This window comes from Cytobacillus sp. QJM3NY_8, from assembly GCF_056173585.1.
Window position 1 is genome coordinate 2919163 of the sequence record NZ_CM149681.1, and the last position, 17417, is coordinate 2936579.

The 17417-nt window shown below is 41.7% G+C and carries 19 protein-coding genes and 1 pseudogene; 7 read left to right on the top strand and 13 right to left on the bottom strand.

The genetic code is table 11. The features are described 5' to 3' along the window. Window positions 1–58: 58 nt before the first annotated feature. The gene (locus tag AC0VZ9_RS15145; RefSeq protein WP_019383425.1) at window positions 59–289 is read right to left on the bottom strand and encodes a hypothetical protein; all 231 of its coding nucleotides are present in this window, start codon (window positions 287–289) and stop codon (window positions 59–61) included. Between the two features lie 158 nt (window positions 290–447). On the opposite strand from AC0VZ9_RS15145, the gene AC0VZ9_RS15150 reads away from it, so the two are divergent. Then, complete coding sequence (locus AC0VZ9_RS15150; protein WP_019383424.1) at window positions 448–1317, top strand: EamA family transporter; 870 nt, start codon at window positions 448–450, stop codon at window positions 1315–1317. A 252-nt stretch (window positions 1318–1569) separates the two neighbouring features. Here the strand turns inward: AC0VZ9_RS15150 and AC0VZ9_RS15155 are convergent, their stop codons facing one another. Both AC0VZ9_RS15155 and AC0VZ9_RS15160 read right to left on the bottom strand, forming a co-directional pair. Continuing rightward, complete coding sequence (locus AC0VZ9_RS15155; protein ID WP_251264935.1) at window positions 1570–2421, bottom strand: GNAT family N-acetyltransferase; 852 nt, start codon at window positions 2419–2421, stop codon at window positions 1570–1572. 71 nt (window positions 2422–2492) lie between these two features. Next, the gene (locus AC0VZ9_RS15160; protein ID WP_475396394.1) at window positions 2493–2984 is read right to left on the bottom strand and encodes a YoqH family protein; all 492 of its coding nucleotides are present in this window, start codon (window positions 2982–2984) and stop codon (window positions 2493–2495) included. 128 nt (window positions 2985–3112) lie between these two features. On the opposite strand from AC0VZ9_RS15160, the gene AC0VZ9_RS15165 reads away from it, so the two are divergent. The 3 genes from AC0VZ9_RS15165 (at window position 3113) to AC0VZ9_RS15175 (ending at window position 5828) form a co-directional block, all read left to right on the top strand. Beyond that, window positions 3113–3157, top strand: a complete 45-nt coding sequence (locus AC0VZ9_RS15165) for an erythromycin resistance leader peptide (RefSeq protein ID WP_108721263.1) — start codon at window positions 3113–3115, stop codon at window positions 3155–3157. 315 nt (window positions 3158–3472) lie between these two features. After that, the gene (locus AC0VZ9_RS15170; protein ID WP_071158303.1) at window positions 3473–4342 is read left to right on the top strand and encodes a putative RNA methyltransferase; all 870 of its coding nucleotides are present in this window, start codon (window positions 3473–3475) and stop codon (window positions 4340–4342) included. A 16-nt stretch (window positions 4343–4358) separates the two neighbouring features. Beyond that, the gene (locus AC0VZ9_RS15175) at window positions 4359–5828 is read left to right on the top strand and encodes an Msr family ABC-F type ribosomal protection protein (RefSeq protein ID WP_475397507.1); all 1470 of its coding nucleotides are present in this window, start codon (window positions 4359–4361) and stop codon (window positions 5826–5828) included. A gap of 267 nt (window positions 5829–6095) precedes the next feature. Here AC0VZ9_RS15175 and AC0VZ9_RS15180 read toward each other — a convergent pair whose 3' ends face one another. Beyond that, a complete protein-coding gene (locus AC0VZ9_RS15180; RefSeq protein WP_009334185.1) occupies window positions 6096–6503 on the bottom strand; it encodes a RidA family protein in 408 nt (135 codons plus the stop codon). 111 nt (window positions 6504–6614) lie between these two features. On the opposite strand from AC0VZ9_RS15180, the gene AC0VZ9_RS15185 reads away from it, so the two are divergent. Next, window positions 6615–7079, top strand: a complete 465-nt coding sequence (locus AC0VZ9_RS15185; RefSeq protein WP_009334184.1) for a hypothetical protein — start codon at window positions 6615–6617, stop codon at window positions 7077–7079. A gap of 41 nt (window positions 7080–7120) precedes the next feature. Here AC0VZ9_RS15185 and AC0VZ9_RS15190 read toward each other — a convergent pair. Next, window positions 7121–7609: pseudogene (locus AC0VZ9_RS15190) on the bottom strand (penicillin-binding transpeptidase domain-containing protein); the annotation flags it as partial. Beyond that, window positions 7512–7817 carry a hypothetical protein gene (locus AC0VZ9_RS15195; RefSeq protein WP_475396395.1) on the bottom strand — a complete coding sequence of 102 codons (306 nt, stop codon included), beginning with the start codon at window positions 7815–7817 and terminating at the stop codon, window positions 7512–7514. The pseudogene AC0VZ9_RS15190 and the gene AC0VZ9_RS15195, both read right to left, overlap by 98 nt. Here AC0VZ9_RS15195 and AC0VZ9_RS15200 point away from each other — a divergent pair. Together AC0VZ9_RS15200 and AC0VZ9_RS15205 are read left to right on the top strand one after the other, a co-directional pair. Beyond that, window positions 7816–9273: an aminotransferase-like domain-containing protein gene (locus AC0VZ9_RS15200; RefSeq protein ID WP_251267302.1), complete on the top strand. Its 1458-nt coding sequence runs from the start codon at window positions 7816–7818 to the stop codon at window positions 9271–9273. The two genes, AC0VZ9_RS15195 and AC0VZ9_RS15200, sit on opposite strands and share 2 nt — an antisense overlap. 93 nt (window positions 9274–9366) lie before the next feature. Next, window positions 9367–9867, top strand: coding sequence for a hypothetical protein (locus tag AC0VZ9_RS15205; protein ID WP_033196634.1), 501 nt, complete (start codon window positions 9367–9369; stop codon window positions 9865–9867). Between the two features lie 110 nt (window positions 9868–9977). Here AC0VZ9_RS15205 and AC0VZ9_RS15210 read toward each other — a convergent pair whose 3' ends face one another. The 7 genes from AC0VZ9_RS15210 to AC0VZ9_RS15240 form a co-directional block, all read right to left on the bottom strand. After that, window positions 9978–11063, bottom strand: coding sequence for a YkvI family membrane protein (locus AC0VZ9_RS15210; RefSeq protein ID WP_475396397.1), 1086 nt, complete (start codon window positions 11061–11063; stop codon window positions 9978–9980). A 73-nt stretch (window positions 11064–11136) separates the two neighbouring features. After that, window positions 11137–12243 carry an o-succinylbenzoate synthase gene (gene menC, locus AC0VZ9_RS15215; RefSeq protein WP_475396398.1) on the bottom strand — a complete coding sequence of 369 codons (1107 nt, stop codon included), beginning with the start codon at window positions 12241–12243 and terminating at the stop codon, window positions 11137–11139. A 21-nt stretch (window positions 12244–12264) separates the two neighbouring features. Continuing rightward, window positions 12265–13083 (bottom strand): GNAT family N-acetyltransferase, encoded by an 819-nt coding sequence (locus AC0VZ9_RS15220; RefSeq protein WP_475396399.1) that lies wholly within the window; start codon window positions 13081–13083, stop codon window positions 12265–12267. A 2-nt stretch (window positions 13084–13085) separates the two neighbouring features. Then, a complete protein-coding gene (locus AC0VZ9_RS15225) occupies window positions 13086–14213 on the bottom strand; it encodes a M20 peptidase aminoacylase family protein (RefSeq protein WP_071158311.1) in 1128 nt (375 codons plus the stop codon). Beyond that, complete coding sequence (locus tag AC0VZ9_RS15230) at window positions 14210–15073, bottom strand: MurR/RpiR family transcriptional regulator (protein ID WP_475396400.1); 864 nt, start codon at window positions 15071–15073, stop codon at window positions 14210–14212. The genes AC0VZ9_RS15225 and AC0VZ9_RS15230 overlap by 4 nt, the downstream gene beginning before the upstream one ends. 177 nt (window positions 15074–15250) lie before the next feature. Further along, the gene (locus tag AC0VZ9_RS15235) at window positions 15251–16330 is read right to left on the bottom strand and encodes a Ger(x)C family spore germination protein (protein WP_192908701.1); all 1080 of its coding nucleotides are present in this window, start codon (window positions 16328–16330) and stop codon (window positions 15251–15253) included. Next, window positions 16327–17415, bottom strand: a complete 1089-nt coding sequence (locus AC0VZ9_RS15240; protein WP_009334173.1) for a GerAB/ArcD/ProY family transporter — start codon at window positions 17413–17415, stop codon at window positions 16327–16329. The genes AC0VZ9_RS15235 and AC0VZ9_RS15240 overlap by 4 nt, the downstream gene beginning before the upstream one ends. Window positions 17416–17417: the final 2 nt, after the last annotated feature.

Consider the following 17417-nt stretch of genomic DNA (forward strand, 5'->3'; position numbering starts at 1 on the left):
CTTACATAAAGATAGAAACAGCAGTGTCAATTGACACTGCTGTTTTAGCTCAGAACCATTACAACCGTTCATTTCCCCGTTTAAAGTTCCCCGTTATCTTCGCCATGATTAACTGCCTGCTCTTTTCATCTTCAGCATCATTCATTTTTTTTAGAAACTTCTCTGCATCTTTTCCTTTTAGAATTTTCACTTGTTTTCCATTATAATCAAGAAATACTGTGTTATTCTTATTTTGCCGAAAACGAAATGGTTCATCATTCAAACGATTTCTTTTATCAATTTGATCCATTTTCTGCCTCCTTGCTTAACCAAACTATAATATAGAATACTCAACAGGAAAACAGAATTTTATAAATTTACACTAAAGGGATTAGAGAATATTCTATATGCACTTCAGTAAAATAAAATGTATATAATAAACCCATTGAAGAAATGGAGATCATGTCTATGAGCATCATTTTAGCTCTGCTTGCCGCAGTATTTGCATCTTTCACAGCCATCCTCGCAAAAATTGGCATTGAAAAAGTAGATTCCAACCTGGCTACTGCAGTCCGGACGATTGTAGTGGTCATCATGGCTTATCTTATGGTTGTTATTACGGGAGAAACGGAAAGCATCTTGACTATTTCTGTAAAATCGTACATATTTCTCATTCTTTCAGGCCTGACAACCGGCCTATCATGGATTTGTTTCTTTAAAGCCATTCAGATCGGCGATGTGTCAAAAGTAGTTCCCATTGATAAGTCGAGTGTCGTCTTAACCATCCTGTTATCATTTATTATTCTAAGGGAACCCGCCACAGCATTAGTTGTTTCAGGGGGAGTCATTATCTCCATTGGAACCTTTGTTTTAATCGGAAAAGACAGAAAAAAGACTTCAAAAAAGAAAGTATTCAATACAAAATCGTATATTTTCCTGGCGATAATGTCTGCGGTATTTGCTGCAGCCACCAATATTTTAGCAAAGATAGGAATTGAAGACGTCGACTCCAATGTGGCTACTTTCATCCGGACAGTGGTCATCATTATTTTCGCCTGGGGGATTGTGTTTTTTCAGCGGACCTTTAAGGATCTTAAAAAAATCTCCAAAAAGTCTTATCTATTTCTTTTCCTCTCAGGAGCCGCAACCGGATTATCCTGGCTGTGCTATTTCGGCGCTCTGGCCATCGGCAAGGTTAGTGTGGTTAACCCCATTGATAAGTTCAGTGTTGTGCTTACAATGATATTAAGTTTCATCATTTTAAAAGAAAAACCGACGTTAAATACAATTGCAGGCGCAATTCTGATTACGATCGGGACGGCACTGCTGATTATCTAGGCGATAATTAAAGATAAATACATAAAAAAACGGCTTTAATCCTGAGATTAAGCCGTTTTTTTATGATTTTGCATGGAGATTGGGCTTTCCGCAGCCGTTTTTCAGAGCTATATAAGCATTATTGACGTCCTAGTGAAATTTACGTGCGGATAGACCAAATTTACTTTCGGATAAAATATTTTATTTGCACATAACCCTATTTTACTTGTGGATAAAACGATTTATTTGCGCATAGCCAATTTCATCATTCTCCTATCCAAAAGCCTGCGAAGCAATAGCATATAAGGATTTGTTCCTCTGCGGCATAGCTGCTGAATTTTTTATCATGACTGGTGGAGTATTTGATTTAACAAAACCGCTTCGCTCCAAATAGGACATAAAATCAGTTCTTCCCTCTGGAACATCAATTCGCAGCTTCCCTTTATGATGTAAAGCCAATTTTTCTACGATTAGAGCAGCAGTTTCTGAATCCGGAGCCGCAATAGGTCCGAGTATTAAATTGACTGGCCCCTGTATGGATAGTCCATACCCAATGATTTCTCCATTATTATTCTTAACAACCAGACATTGTTTGGACTGGCTGATTCGATTGCGGAGAAAAACACTTCGCTTATCCCCAAAGGCAGCCCCGTCCAAATCAACAAGTTTGGTTAAATCAGACTGATTGAAGTCTTCTATGAAAACTCCATCATGATCCAGTAAATTTTCAGGGACAAATTTATCACAAAGAAATTTGCTTATATAATCCACTGTTGTAAAGCCCATTTTTTCATAAAGGGGCTGTCCTTCCTTCGTTGCAATCAGCATTACCGTCCTATCCGCAGTAATACTTTCAGCACATTTCCGGACTGCTTCCATTGCCAGCCCTAATCCCCTGAATTCTTCATGGACAATAACCATGCCAATCGACGCCAGTTTAGTATCATAGGGGATTATTGCTGAGCTTGAAACAATTCTCCCTGCAGAATTCTTATGTCCGAAAACTCTCCCAGATTCCAAAAGTGTTCTAACTTCATTTTCATCATAATCCCATCCAACCGATGCCGATAAATCTATTAGACCGGGAATATCATATTGATTTAGTTCTCCTAACTCTGCTATCATTCGCTTCTCCCTCTTAGTCTTTTGTTTTTTCACCCTAATTAGTATTAAATACCCTTTATATAAAATCCTTCTTACTGTACACATCCCTTTAATGTACTTTGTAAAACGGCCGGTCCCAGACGATTGGTCCTGGAATTGGACAGCCTCAAGCTTACGATCGTTTCAGCAGATAATTCTGCTGAGATTTCATCAAATTTCCCCACCCAAGGCGAACCGCCAAACCAGCTTGGCTGATCTTCCTTAATGGGATACATTTTAAATCTCCAGCTTATTACACCAGGAATTTGAGCAAATCCTTCATATTCATCATAATCCCCAAATGCTGAAGGCTGAGGCATCCAATCAGCGTATATACCGACAGCGGTTCGTTCTCTTACAGGACTTCCTGGCTGATCCGTATATGGTTTCTTTACCTTTGCAATTAAAACTGTGCCGCTAATATTGGGGACTTCATTTACCGGCTCAAGTACTATGCTACAGGGATAAGTCAGGGATTGGGCATATGCCGAACTATAAGATACAAAAAGTGCGATGAATAAAATCAGGAAAAATTTATTTTTCATATTATTCCCTCCATTTCAAACTAAGTCTTCCCTCCCCTCTTTTATAAAATTCCGCACGGACCTTTACTTATCTAATAATAGCATTTATAATACAACTGTATTTTATCTTTAAGGAGGATTATTAAAAAATGACACACGCAATGAGACTTCGATTCCCAGCTTTGAACCAGTAATTGAATACGTTCAAAGGCTCTGCTTGTGTATGCAGAGTAAATGGGATCAGTCTGTCCTTTTTTAATAATCTTCAATTTATATGGAATAGCGTCAATTTGTTATTTCATATTCTGCCAAACGAAATTGGCAATTTGAGAAAGGCATGATTTTACTGCCTTTCTCTTTTTTTATCTGTTAAACTCTTCCAAAAAACAGGAAGGTTTATTTGCTGACGGCTCTGATCAGCCCAAACCAAATTAGGATGGGTCTTCTTCCCTTTACTCTGAATCACAGGCAGATGCCTGTGATTTTTTTTGTTGAAAGGAAGAGAAAACATGGTAAATCAAAAAATCGCTGCAAAGTTTAAGACTTTCAGTACTTCTCTAAAATGCCCGCTCTGTCAGGAATCATTAGATCTTGTTCAATATAAAAGCCTCTTATGTCCGAACAGGCATACCTATGATATTTCAAAGCATGGATATGTGAACATGCTGAATCATTCTGCCAAGAGCAGGTACAGCAAAACTTTATATAAAGCAAGAGAGAAAATCATCATGGAAAGTGAACTGTTTGATCCTCTTCATGACAAAATTTCAGCCGTCATTCATGACTATTTCGCACATTCCAGCACTCCATCCTTAATGCTTGATGCAGGGTGCGGTGAAGGTTCACACCTGAAAAAGATATTAGAGAAATCCGGGATTGGAACGATGACAGGTGTTGGTGTGGATATCTCGAAAGCCGGGATTGAACAGGCTGCGAAAAATTACAAAAATGAACTATGGCTTGTAGGGGATCTGGCTAAATCTCCTTTAGCAGATCAGTCCTTCAATATGATTCTGAATCTCTTCTCTCCTTCAAATTACAGGGAATTCAAGAGAATTTTGACCTCAAAAGGGATCATCATAAAGGCGGTCCCGCGGAGTGGGCATTTAAAGGAAATGCGGAATTCCTTTTATGGAAGCAATGAAAATAATTTATATAAAAATGATGAGGTCGTTTCCCTTTTTAGAAAGCATTTTACTCTAACTGACACGATTCATGTGACGGATGTAAGAAAAATGGACGAAAGCAAACTTCCGTATTTAGTCAGGATGTCTCCCCTTTCCTGGGATTCCAATCAGGCTGCCATTCATTCTTTTATTGGCAGGAACAGCGGTCATGTAACGTTAGATGCAGATATCCTGATCGGAATAAACAAATAAGAAATGAGGTTTTATGATGGAAAAAGTATGTTTTGAATTAGAAAATATAGAAGTCTCTTATTTAGATAGATTGGTATTGAATATTCCTCGGCTGGCCATTCATCAATTCGACCGCATTGGCATTGTAGGAAAAAACGGGGCAGGAAAAAGCACTCTCCTAAAGCTGATGTCCGGTCAGATACACCCTGACCAGGGAATTGTGAACCGCTTGGCCGATTTTGCTTATTTCGATCAGCTCGTCGCTCCAGATGCAAGTGATATTGACCCTGGTCTCGCAGGGAAATTATCGATACCTAAGATCGATATGAATCATCTGAGCGGCGGTGAACAAACAAAGCTGAAGCTTGCTGGAATCTTTTCAAACTACTATGAAGGATTATTGATTGATGAACCTACTACCCATCTCGACAGAGAAGGGATCAAGTTTTTCATTGAAGAATTGACCTATTATTATGGAGCACTGGTCATTGTCAGTCATGACCGATATATATTGGATAAGCTTGTCACAAAGATTTGGGAAATTGAACATGGATGCGTGACAGAGTATACCGGAAATTATTCGGACTACAAGGCTCAAAAAGAGCTTAAGCGAACACAGCAGCTGGAACAGCATGAAAAATATCTGAAAGAGAAGTCCCGGCTATTAAAAGCGGCAGAAGAAAAAATGAAAAAGGCAGACAAAATAACGCAAGCCAGCGGACATATCTCAAAAAAAGAAACAAAGGCGAAAGCAAACAAAATGTTTATGACGAAGTCAAAAGAAACAAGCCAAAAAGCCGTCCAGCGGGCAGCCAAAGCTATTGAGCAGCGGGTGCAGAAGCTTGAAGCTGTTGAAGCGCCCAAAGAAGATCCGACCATCCACTTTCATCAGCACCCCGCTCTTGAAATGCATAATAAGTATCCCATTATGGGTGAGAGGATTACGCTGAAAGCAGGAGACCGAACACTTATTAAGGAAGCGAACTTCCAATTTCCGCTTGGAAAAATCATCGCAATTACTGGGAAAAATGGCTCCGGAAAAACAACACTGCTAAAAGCTATCTTCGATCGCGGCGAGGGAACGATTCTTTCTCCGAAAGCAGTTATAGGCGCTTATGAACAAATGGATTACCAATTTGAGAAAAGTAAGCCTGTTTTTGAATTTATGAAAGAAACAAGCGATTACGATGAAAGCAAGATTCGTTCTGTCCTCCATTCTATGAGCTTTACAGGTAATGATCTGAAAAAGGATGTCTGCCGCTTAAGCGGCGGGGAAGCGATCCGTCTCGTGCTTTGCCAGCTGTTCCTCGGCAGATATAATGTCCTGATATTAGATGAACCGACGAATTTTCTGGACGTTTATTGCATTGAAGCCCTTGAACGATTTTTAAAAGCATATGAGGGTACCGTCCTCCTGGTATCTCATGATAAAGTATTTATGGATCGGGTCGCTGACTGTGTATATGCCATTGAAGAACAGCAGCTGGTTTTAAAGCATTACGAATAAAAAAATGGACCCTATCAGCCTATGGCGGATGGGTCCATTGTCCATTTTCACAACCTTCGGGCTCCAATATATAATAATTGTCAAAAAATAAGACAAACTAAGGAAAAAGCGATTAGACGCGGGGGTTTCCACTTCATGCTGCTCAGGCAGGTGCCCTTTGCTATAAAATTTTGGTTAAGCATAGATGGCTTGAACAACAGCCGCAATCCGTGAATAGAAACGCCTAAACGATCTTCAATTCGAAAAACTTTCACCAAAAAAAATTTTTTATTCTTTGGATAAAGCTGCAACCGCTTCTATCTCAACTAATTGGCCGCTATAACCTAAAACGGTTACACCGGACAATGTACTTGGAACATCATGTGAGCCGAATTCTTCTCTGACTGCCTGCCAGGCTGTCACCAAATCTGCCTGGTCTGAGGATGCGACGAGAACTCTTGTATAAGCCACATTCTTTAATTCTGCCCCGCATTCCTTTAATGCTGACTTCAAGTTCTCGACACAAAGCTTGGCCTGTTCTTCATATCCGCTTTGCTCAGGCACTTTTCCAGTGGCATCAAGCGGGCAGGCTCCCGCCATAAAAAATAGGTCCATTCCGGAAGGAACATGAGATGCATATGCATAATCAACTGACGGTAATTTCGATGAACGGATTAAGGAGATATTTTTAGTCATTTCAGTATTCCTTTCTATTGACGGTACCTATTTTAATTCCGCATTTATGCAATTTTTTCCTCTTTCAGTTAAACTGTTTTTAATAGTTTCTCTAAAAAGGCGGGTGGCAATGTGGGTTTAAAACGGTTGTTAAAAATGATTTTAGCCTATTCTCTTTTTATAATAATGATTGGATGCTCAACTAACGCTGGGGAAGAAGCTGAATTCCCTCCATCGATGAATGCAGTTGCCGAAGTGAACGGGACAGATTATCAAATGGAAAAAGGAAATGAACAGTGGGTTAGAAAAAAAGGGCTAGAGACGGAAACTATGACAACAGATCACGCATCACCGAATCAAATGGCAGATCATCTAACACCTATTATGATGAAACCAGACCAAAAAGTTAGGATTAAGATTGAAGATCAACCAGTTATTAAAGTGTACTTATGGAATGAAACAGGAAAAGAAAAAGAAATAAAGCTTGAGAATCATCAAATTACTGTACCTTCAAGTAAAGGCAGCTATATTTATGAAGTCTTAGCAGAATGGCCGAATGGAAAAGTCTCTTATACATTTTCAGCAGAAGTCCAGTGAGGGAAACCATTATTATGGCTTCCTTCACTGATCTGCTGACCTTAGTCTTTCATGATTCTTTTCTCTTTCAGCACCTCCACAGCAATATTCTTAGCCTCCGTACCTGTTCCATCAATATTCACCGAAAACACCCATGTCTCCTTCTCTGTTTCAATAAAACCAACGTACCAGCCCAGTCCCATGTCAGACAGCCTTGACCCTGTTTTACCATGCAGGATGAACTGATCCTGCTCGTCCTGAATCATCATTCGTTTAACTGTCTTTTGGTTCTTTTGTGAAAAAGGCAATTCTTCTTCAACCAATTTTTCGATAAAATCAGCTTGCTCTGCTGCGGAAATTTTCAGGCTGCTGTCCAGCCAAAAGGCATCGATTCCTCCTGATATGTCCTGGTTTCCGTACTGGATGTTTGATACGTATTCCTGCATCTTCTTTTCACCAATCGTTCTCGCCAGGTCCTGATAAAACCAGATAGCTGATTCCCTCATGGCAGAAGCAAGCGAATGATCCCGGTTCCAGCTTTCGAATTCCCTTGTCATTCTTAAGACTTTTGAGAACCATAGTGCCCTCTGTTCCTGCAAAAGCTTCTTCAATGTGCAGATCCTTTGTGTTTTCTTTTCCCCCTAATGCCCCAGCACCTGTACCCGTCAGCAGCAATAACACGGAAAGGGCAGCAATACCTGCTCTTCTCATCCACTTCATCTTTTCTTCCTCCTTCATATAAAATAGGATTTCTGTCATGATGTCAGCTCTTGTATTTGTCCCTTATACTATAAACAGCATGATGGATACAGAAAAGAACAGTTTTGGCCATCTGTACCCATACAAATTCAACGAGCGGAGTGTTTTTATGGGCAATAAATATGATGAACTCATAGAAGAAATTCAATCAAGACTAGATGATGAACGCTTGAAAGCCGGAGGAAAGCTCCCTTCCATTCGCAGGTTTGCCAAAGAATTTAACTGCAGCATTAACACAGTAATGAGAGCTTACAGTGAATTGGAAAAGGCACATCTCATCTACTCTGTGCCAAAAAGCGGCTATTTTGCGGTTGGTACTGATATGCCAAAAAAACAAAAACCTATGATCATTGACTTTGTCTCAGCAGGACCGGATAAAAGCAAGATGCCCTACCGTGATTATCAGCATTGTATGAATCAGGCAATTGAGCTATATAAAGAGGAAATGTTTCAGTATTCCCATCCCCTCGGTTTGCCGAGTCTTCGGCATCAGCTTTCAGCTCAGCTTCAGGATCTGCAGGTTTTCGCCCCGGCTGAAAGAATTGCGGTGGTATCCGGCTCCCAGCAGGCTCTGGATCTCTTGGTCTCACTCCCTTTTCCTAATAATAAAACAGAGATCTGCACAGAACAGCCAACCCACTTCAGTTTCATAGATTCCATCACTTCCCGCGGCTTGAAGCCTATTGGCATAGAGGTAAATCAGAAAGGCATTGACCTCAATTACTTAGAAAAGATATTCAGAGAGAGAAACATCAAGTTTTTCTACACTGTTTCCAGATTTCAAAACCCTACAGGCTGCAGCTACTCCAACCAGGAAAAAAAGGATATGGTCGAGCTCGCTCAGAAATATGATGTCTACATAGTGGAGGATGACTATATGGGTGATCTTGATACAAGAAAAAAGGCAGATCCCATGTTTGCCTATAATCCTTCCGGAAGAGTCATTTACACAAAAAGCTTTTCGAAAGTTTTGCTGCCAGGGCTGCGATTAGGATTGGCAGTTCTTCCAGAAGCCTTAATGAAAAGTTTTACACAGGCCAAATTTGCAGCAGACGTCCATACACCCGTCCTCACACAAGGGGCACTTGAGATTTACTTAAGCAGCGGTATGTTCAAAGCCCATATTGAAAAACTCCGGCGGCAATACAAGAAGAAGGGTACCATTCTCCAAAAGGCATACCTGGAGCATTTGCCTCCCAATACTTCATTTACTGGCGGGGATTCGGGATTCTATTCGACAGTTGTTCTTCCGGGCAGAATGAAGGCGAAGAATCTTGTAAAGCATCTTCAAAAGAAAAATGTATTGGTTCAGGATGCTGCACCAATGTATCTTCCAGAATATCTAAAGGAAAATAGAATTCGATTGAGTGTCTCTCAGGTGGAGGACCGGATAATTGCAGTTGGTGTGAAGAAGATCGGGGATGGGATTCGTGCGTTAGCTCATTCTTATTTCTAAAAGATATGGACTGACCCCCGCCACCCAAGATGACATGACACCCGCTTAACAAACATATCTATAATAATGGGGTTCCTATATCCATAAAAGGAGATGGTTCGATTGAATCCTTATTATTATCCATATTATCGGACAACAAGCTGGGGAGATATTTTAACACTGCTGCAGCAAAGTTTATATGCTGAAGAAATGGTTTGTTCCATGAGTTCTGAGCTTTTTCATATTCCTGAGACCAAAGATTTAAAAGGAAATGCAGAAATGCACAAGCATCTGGTTCCGGCTTCGTATCACCGCGTGACCACTGTCGGCTGTGCCCGCAGACTTGTGAATGGAGAGCAGCGGCAATCGATAATCGCTACATTGGCGGCCTGCATCGTAAATGCGGAAAATGAGGATAAAAAGGTGCGTGAAGGGCTAAATACGATGGAGGAAAATGCAGGTCCTGAATATAAGGCGTTTATTAGCCTGATCATCAGATGGCAGAACCAGGCAGAAAATTATCTATCTCAAGCAAAAGCAGCATTGCGTACGATGGGTGTTACTTTTCCTTCCGCTGGAAGCGGCCCGGAAAATGGAGAATATAATCTTTATTAAGATGGATTCCACCAGTTCAGTGTCAAGAGCCGCAATACCATTATGAGGTAAATTTGAGAAGGTATAGAAAGCTCAGGAGAACTGAGCTTTCTAAAGTATCAGCAAAGTTTCTACTGTTTTAAAGCAACTTCCTTATCCATACTCACAACAGCCTTCCGTTTCCCCCTCAGCCAGGCAAACACAATAGCCGCAATAAGCGTAAACCCTAAATATCCCATCAAAGGATAAACCGTTCCCACCAGCGTAATAAAGCCTGCAAAACTGGCTCCAAACGCTGCCGCACCAAATAATACAGCAAAAAGATTAAATTTAGGATTTTCCCTTTTCACGATCCTGGCCGTGAAGGCATACAGCATACCAACAGCGGTATTGTAAATCATGCCCAGCAATACAACGAACATCAATAATCCAAATACAGGTGAAATTTCATTGGCAAGAGCAAGAATCGGCATGTCAGAGCCATCCACAACATCCATTTTGACAAGCATGGCTGCATTGATTATTAAGATAAGAATTCCCAAACCTGCACCGCCAAGGATGCCCCCCATTCCTGCCTGCTTTTCATCTTTAGTGGTTCCGCCCATGACAGCAAGCATTGCAGCACCGGCCGCAATATTGTATGAAACATATAATAGTCCGCCCATAAACCAGTTGGAAGCGGCTGGGGTTTGGCTTTCTGCCAGTTTCTGTACTTCAGAGAAATTAATCCCCATCGTGCTTAGGGCATAACCGCCAATGACAATCACCATTACTAAGAGAAATGGTGTAACCAGGCTGATAATGGAAATCACTTTTTGGATATTCAGACAAACGGTCAGGATCGTTAATATAGCCATAATGACATTGCCGGCCATGCTCGGGATTCCGAACTGCTCTTCAAAAATGGATCCCGATCCGGCAAGCATGACAGCGGCCACACCGAAAAGGAAGAAGGTAATAATGAAATCGACGGCTATCCCTAAATACCTGCCGCAAATATGGTAAATGACATCTTTATGGGAATCTGTCTGCAGACGGCTTCCAAGCTGTGTTAAGTTCATCCCCAGAAAAGCAAAGAAAATGGTCGCCAGAATGGCACCGCCTATCCCCATCCAGCCAAAGCTGGTAAAAAACTGCAAAATTTCCTGGCCTGAAGCAAAACCCGCTCCGACTATGACCCCGATAAAAGCACCGGCAATCTGAATACTCTTTTTCATTCTGATCCCCCTTTTAGATTTTTGAATTTTTCGACAACTCCTCTTAAAAGAGAAAGAGAGAATTCTCTCTCCCTTAAGAAAAGCTCTTTTCAAAAACAGTAAACTGTTTAATGGTTTCATAACTTGGCTCATATCCAAGGCCAGGTTTTCCTGGAACCTTGATCATTCCATCTTCGACAGTTACTTCAGGGTCAATCAGATCCTTCTCCCAATAGCGGGATGATGCGGCTGTGTCCCCTGGCATGATAAAATTGGAAAGTGTGGTTAAGGCAATATTGTGTGCTCTGCCGATCCCGGATTCCAGCATGCCTCCGCACCATACTGGAATGCCCCGTTCCTGGCAGAGATCATGAATTTTCTTCGATTCTGTCAGCCCGCCGACCCGGCCGATTTTGATATTAATAATTTTGCAGCTTCCCAGCTCAATCGCCTTGCGCGCATCTTCATAGGAATGGATGCTTTCATCGAGGCAGACAGGCGTTATGAGTTCTCTCTGCAGAACGGCATGATCCATAATATCATCTGATGCCAGCGGCTGCTCGATCATCATTAAATCAAATTCATCCAGCTGCTTTAAAAGATTGATATCTTCAAGGGTGTATGCTGAGTTTGCATCAGCCATAAGCGCTACATCCGGGAAATGCTTTCTCACTTCCCTCATGACTTCAACATCCCAGCCTGGCTTGATTTTGACTTTGATGCGCTTATAGCCTTCCTTTACATATTCATCAATGAGGTTCAGCAGTTCATCAATACTATCCTGAATCCCGATGCTAATGCCCACCTCGATCTCATTCGCTGTACCGCCAAGAGCCTTTGCAAGCGGAATTCCCTTTTGCTTGGCATATAACTCCCAAACCGCCCCTTCGAATGCTGATTTCGCCATATTGTTTTTCCGTATGTAGGAGAGAGTTTCCGAAACTTCATCCGGATGCTGCATTTCTTTGTTTAATAGATTCGGAATGATGAAATCTTCAAGCATATGCCAGTTCGTTTTCAGCGTTTCTTCGTTATACCATGGTGAATGAAAGGCAACAGATTCTCCCCAGCCGCTCACACCATTTTCATCCTTGGCTTCCAGCAAGAGAAATTCCTTATCCTGAAACGTGCCGAAGCTTGTTGTAAATGGAGCTTTCATTCTCATTTTCATATGCCGCAATACGACTTCTGTCACTTTCATATTCATTCCCGCCTTTTCCTGTTAGTTGAGTTTAAGCTGATTCCTCTGAACTAATACATAGTAATGCACAGGGCCTTCCAGCCCTTTTTGAAATCCTGCCAAAGCGTACCCCTTAGAAAATAACTCCTGAAAAATCCTTCTTGTTTTAAAGCGCCAATCGATCGCAAGCTCGAAATTCTTATTTTTAATCATCTGGAAGTTTGCCGGAATCGGAACAAGCACTGGACCTTCCGCAGCATCCCATTCAGTATTTAATAAAACAGGAAAGTCGTCCTCTGATACTCCCCAATCGTAGGGATTCTGTGCGTCCGCTGTTTCAATGCCTACTGGCTCCTCCACATGTGAACTGGTAATCCACCATTCTGCCTTTAAACGGTCTGTCGGCAGCCCATGATTCAGGCTATCATCCATATCTCCGTAGCAATTCTCCGCATAAGTGGAGCAAACCGCATTCAGCTTGGAAAGATTCAAGTAAGCATTCCGGCTTTCCAGCGGATCAAAAGTCCAGGTGATCAGGTCATAGCCCATACCTGAAGCCAGTTCTTTTTGCTTCTGCTTCAATAATGCCCCCAGTCCCTTATCCTGGTGGTCAGGGTGAATGCCCAGCATATGGGAGCATAAATAGCCTTTTCCCTTGTGGAAACCTGGAAATCCGTAGCTGAATCCCACAAGGTTATCCTCTATAAATGCCCCGAGCAGCAGCCCTCCGTTCTGGGCAGCTGTGATGGTTTGATGAACCGGAAGGGGATCCATATTCCAGATTGTCTTCTCCAGCCTTTGTATAAGATCCATATCGGATGCTGTCTTTAATACCCGTAAATCCATTGTCACAGCAGCCATCTTCACTCCTCCTTTTCCAAAGTGGCCATTACGGCTTTGGCCAGTATTTCCATTCCCGAGTAAATCGCTTCCCGATTGAACGTCATGTCCGGATGATGCAGCCCCGGCTTTAAATCACAGCCCAATCCAAGCATCGTGGCCTTTATATTCGGCTTCTTGAGAGTATAAAAATGGAAGTCTTCCCCGCCCGAAGTCACGATTGGTTCCCTTAATTGGCCAGCTCCCAGGACATCAACTATTGCCATCTCCAGATACTTCTGAGCTTCTTCATCTACTTCAGCTGCTGCCACATTCGCTTTCATCTCAAGGCTGATCTTGACTCCATACAGCTTGGATAAATACTCAGTGATCGTTTCTATTTTTTCTCCCAGTGCAGTAATGATTTCATTTGTTTGTGCCCTCAGATCCAGGCTGAAGGACGCTTTTCCCGGAATGATATTGCCTGAGTCACTGCCGGCATGGAATTTGGTCATCTTGGCCGTATGCGGAACCATCGGATCCAAATGAATATTTTTAATTTCATGAATGAAAGAAGCACCGATCTCGATGGCATTCTGCCCAAGGTGCGGGCGGGCTCCATGGGCATCTTCCCCGATAATTTCCCCGGTCAGAAACCTTGCAGCGCCATGGTAAATGGCTGCAGACGCTTCTCCATCTCTTATTTCCTGGATTGGCCTCAGATGTACACCGTACAGGTAATCCACATCATCCAGCACGCCATGCTCAATCATTTTCAAGGCACCAGTGCCCTTTTCTTCAGCCGGCTGGAAGATGAATTTCAGTTTGCCTTTTTTGGGGAAGCCAGCCTTTTGAAGCAGCAGCATGGCCCCAACCCCCATTGTCATGTGGGCATCATGTCCGCACGAATGATTGGCCTGAAACTTGCCGTCCACTTCCTGCCAAAGTGCGTCCATATCCGCTCTCAGCGCGACGCATGGACTCCCTTCCCCCACTTCAACAACCAAACCAGGGCAATCCCCAAACAGCTGAACCTGAAAACCCCGGCTTTCCAGGAATTTCCGCAAGTACTCTGTGGTTTTATATTCCCTCCAGCTTACTTCCGGGTTTTCGTGCAAATGATTAAAAACCATATCCAATGCAGGTTTAATCTGTTCAATAATTTCCTTCAATCCAACTTCCCTCCCGGCTGAATAAAAAAATGTTCACTATCCAGCTTTTCATATTGCTCTTTCCTTTTTTGAAATCGGTCACCATCTTGAATCGACACACCCGCAATCACCGCATTCAGAAAGGAAAAGAGTGCTGGCGCAGCATCAATCGTCGATTTTTCCGATGAATGGATATGAAAAAGCAAGTCGGCATGCTCTTTAATCGGTGCGATTGCTGAATCCGTGATGCCAATTACAAATGCTCCCTGCTTTTTCGCCAGTTCCGCCATTTTAATCGTATCTTTCATGTAGCGGTCGAATGAAATCGCAATAAACGTCGCTTCTTTATCCATTTCAGTGATCGTCAGCAGCAGATCATCCGTATCCGGCCGGATCAGCTTCGCATTTCCCCTTACCACCCCAAGGGTAAAAGAAAGCCAGCTTGCTGCCGCAAAGGAAGACCGCAGACCTGTAACATATATTTTTTTTGTTTTGATCAAACGCTCCACTAAAACATCAAAATCGTCCTGACTTATATTCTGAATCGTTTCTCTGATATGGAGACAATCCTTTTCCATCACACTCGCAAGGAACTCCGGCTTTTCTGCCAGTTCCACCTTGCTGGTAAAATACTGACCAAGTGTGCTATTCGCCTTCAATAGCTGTTCCCTTACCATCTTCTGCAGCTCCGAATAGCCGGAAAGCTGAATCGAATAGCAGAATCGGATGACTGTCGTTTCGCTTACCCCGATTCTCTTGCCAATCTCACCCGCTGACTTCACAGCAAAATCCTTAGGGTGATCCAGTAAATACTTAGCGGCCTTCTGCTGCCCTTTGGAGAGGTTATTAAACTCTTTTTCGATCACTTCTTTTAATACCATTTAGACTCACCTTAATATTATGAAGTTTAAGCTGAATTTTTTAAATTTATGAAGTCTGAACTTCGTTTTAACTAAACTATCATATATTTCTTTGTAAAACAATAATAATTCTGAAAATTTTTTAATTAAAAATGACACCCTTATATCGGATGCCAATTTCTCTTTTTATATACATGATTATTCTATAATCCCCGATTGAACAGCATTCACTTTTGCTTCAATCTTTATTTCCATTTGACTATACTGCTCTTTCCATTCCTTACGATTAAAATCAGAGCGCTGCCTTGCCTTTTCCCCGATGCCAAGGGGATCTGTATCCAGTTCCTGAAACCTCTTGATCATTTTCTCTGCTCTCTCAGTTATTTCTTTTTCCACTGCTTTTTCAATTCTCTCAATCGTTTTCTTGTCTGTAAGATCTAAATCAACCCCTTCCATCGCTCTGCCGTTTACTTTCACCTTAAAAGTGGCTATATATTTCCCATTCCTCTTGTCCACCCTTATTTTAGGTTTTGATGACAGGTTTTCGAGACTTACATCTTCTCCCCCGCTAAGTTCTACTTCAAATTGTCCCCTCCGGAATTTTTCATAAAGGATTTTAAAGATATAGGCATCACCAAAGCTGATTGTATCAACTAGCTTATCTTCTTTAAAAATTCCCATTCCGCTTACTTTCAAATGCTTACCCTGTTTCTCAATTAAAGGTAAAAATGGGTCGGCATCTTTGCTGTAATAGTGAACAAGAAAACGGTGTAAATTTATCTCAGGAATAGTCGCCTCAAGATTCTGTTCCACCACATCGATTAAATACTGTGATACAGAATCACTTTGCGAGTAATTTGAATCAATAATGTCTTTCGCCTTCTCTTTCGATACTACAAGCAGCAATTTCCGGCCAATACTGGGGTTTCTCTGCAGACTGTCTATTTGTTTTTCAATCCCATGCTCTGCGAGCTCCTTATTGAAAATGACTAATCCCACCCTGCCAACGACTATGGGCCTTGCAGCTTCCGCCTGAATCTTTTGCCTGATCCGTTTACTTGTCTTCCCTGTTGCAGAAAAAACGTCATTCACCGGTAATGACTGTTCACCTGGAGGTATATTGGAAGAGCCTGCTGTTCCTTCAAATTCCTCACCATTAACATAATCATAGCCAATGGTCTGCACTAATTGGATATCCTCCAATACCTTTGGACTTGGAGTACAGCCTGCAAGGAGGATTGTAATCAAGGAACAGCATAAATAGTTTTTAGCATTCATCCTTTTTTCACCTTCATGATGATATATTGTAAGACCAGCAAGCATGGTAAGTAAAAGTAGATAGTATATAAACCCATTTGGGAAACAGCTTTCTGCAGCACATCAATTTGCTGTCTATCCGTTAGAAGAATGCTGATGAAAAACAGCAATAGGCAAAAAATCCTTAAGGCATTTCTTTGAGTGACAGGAAACAGCCGATTCAACCCCCGGCTGGCACACCAGAGGCCGATGCAGATATTCGGCAGAATGGTAAAAAACCATACGGAAATTCCTATGTATTCGAACCTCTCCACAATGATTAAGTCCACGATTTTCCATAGTGTGAGTGTAGCCCAAATGGTGCCTTTCAACTGTTCCTGGTTGAAGTATACAAACGTAACAAAAGCAGTCAGCAGATAAATAAATATGCTGAATAGCACGCCGAAGTATGCCCACTTTTCAGATTTCGGACCATCTTTTATAAAAGGATAAAACATAAATAAGGTCTCAAACCCGAGAAAATTAAGGGTCATTTCTTTTGAAGCTTTAAATAATTGTGCAGGAGAGGCATTCAGGATTGGCAGAAGATTACCATAATCGGCATACTGTAAAGGATAAAACTTCACCAATAATAATGGCAACCCGTATAAAATCCCTAAATAACTTACCCCTGTTACAACCCGAAAACCTCCTGTGACATAGGAATAGGATAAAAAAATGATAATGAGTACGAATATCCATTCGGAGACTTCGGGAAATACCCATACCTGGAGCACTTCCACATATGATCTAAGTACAACCAATGCAAAAGCAAAGAAGTATAAGGAAAATAGAAAGCTGAAAAAACCGCCGATCCATTTTCCCATAATATCAGCATGTATGGCTACGATGTCGTTGTTTCCCTTGTTTAAGATGCGATAGGAAACCCATATCAATCCAATAATGGAGGCGCCGGATGTTAAGATTGCGATCCAGGAACTATAGCCGGCCGACTGGACAATAACTCTTTCGAAACCTAGGATACCAACGCCTATTTGCATAGCATGTATTAAATAAAATACAAAATAGGGCGATACCATTTTATCCTCTTTAGGCAATGGAAACATCA

Bases quoted from the DNA above. Each gene is read 5' to 3' on its own strand.
- AC0VZ9_RS15145 (WP_019383425.1), bottom strand. From the start codon at position 289: ATGGATCAAATTGATAAAAGAAATCGTTTGAATGATGAACCATTTCGT.
- AC0VZ9_RS15150 (WP_019383424.1), top strand. From the start codon at position 448: ATGAGCATCATTTTAGCTCTGCTTGCCGCAGTATTTGCATCTTTCACA.
- AC0VZ9_RS15155 (WP_251264935.1), bottom strand. From the start codon at position 2,421: ATGATAGCAGAGTTAGGAGAACTAAATCAATATGATATTCCCGGTCTA.
- AC0VZ9_RS15160 (WP_475396394.1), bottom strand. From the start codon at position 2,984: ATGAAAAATAAATTTTTCCTGATTTTATTCATCGCACTTTTTGTATCT.
- AC0VZ9_RS15170 (WP_071158303.1), top strand. From the start codon at position 3,473: ATGGTAAATCAAAAAATCGCTGCAAAGTTTAAGACTTTCAGTACTTCT.
- AC0VZ9_RS15175 (WP_475397507.1), top strand. From the start codon at position 4,359: ATGGAAAAAGTATGTTTTGAATTAGAAAATATAGAAGTCTCTTATTTA.
- AC0VZ9_RS15180 (WP_009334185.1), bottom strand. From the start codon at position 6,503: ATGACTAAAAATATCTCCTTAATCCGTTCATCGAAATTACCGTCAGTT.
- AC0VZ9_RS15200 (WP_251267302.1), top strand. From the start codon at position 7,816: ATGATGTCAGCTCTTGTATTTGTCCCTTATACTATAAACAGCATGATG.
- AC0VZ9_RS15195 (WP_475396395.1), bottom strand. From the start codon at position 7,817: ATGACAGAAATCCTATTTTATATGAAGGAGGAAGAAAAGATGAAGTGG.
- AC0VZ9_RS15205 (WP_033196634.1), top strand. From the start codon at position 9,367: ATGGTTCGATTGAATCCTTATTATTATCCATATTATCGGACAACAAGC.
- AC0VZ9_RS15210 (WP_475396397.1), bottom strand. From the start codon at position 11,063: ATGAAAAAGAGTATTCAGATTGCCGGTGCTTTTATCGGGGTCATAGTC.
- menC (WP_475396398.1), bottom strand. From the start codon at position 12,243: ATGAAAGTGACAGAAGTCGTATTGCGGCATATGAAAATGAGAATGAAA.
- AC0VZ9_RS15220 (WP_475396399.1), bottom strand. From the start codon at position 13,083: ATGGCTGCTGTGACAATGGATTTACGGGTATTAAAGACAGCATCCGAT.
- AC0VZ9_RS15230 (WP_475396400.1), bottom strand. From the start codon at position 15,073: ATGGTATTAAAAGAAGTGATCGAAAAAGAGTTTAATAACCTCTCCAAA.
- AC0VZ9_RS15235 (WP_192908701.1), bottom strand. From the start codon at position 16,330: ATGAATGCTAAAAACTATTTATGCTGTTCCTTGATTACAATCCTCCTT.
- AC0VZ9_RS15240 (WP_009334173.1), bottom strand. From the start codon at position 17,415: ATGTTTCCATTGCCTAAAGAGGATAAAATGGTATCGCCCTATTTTGTA.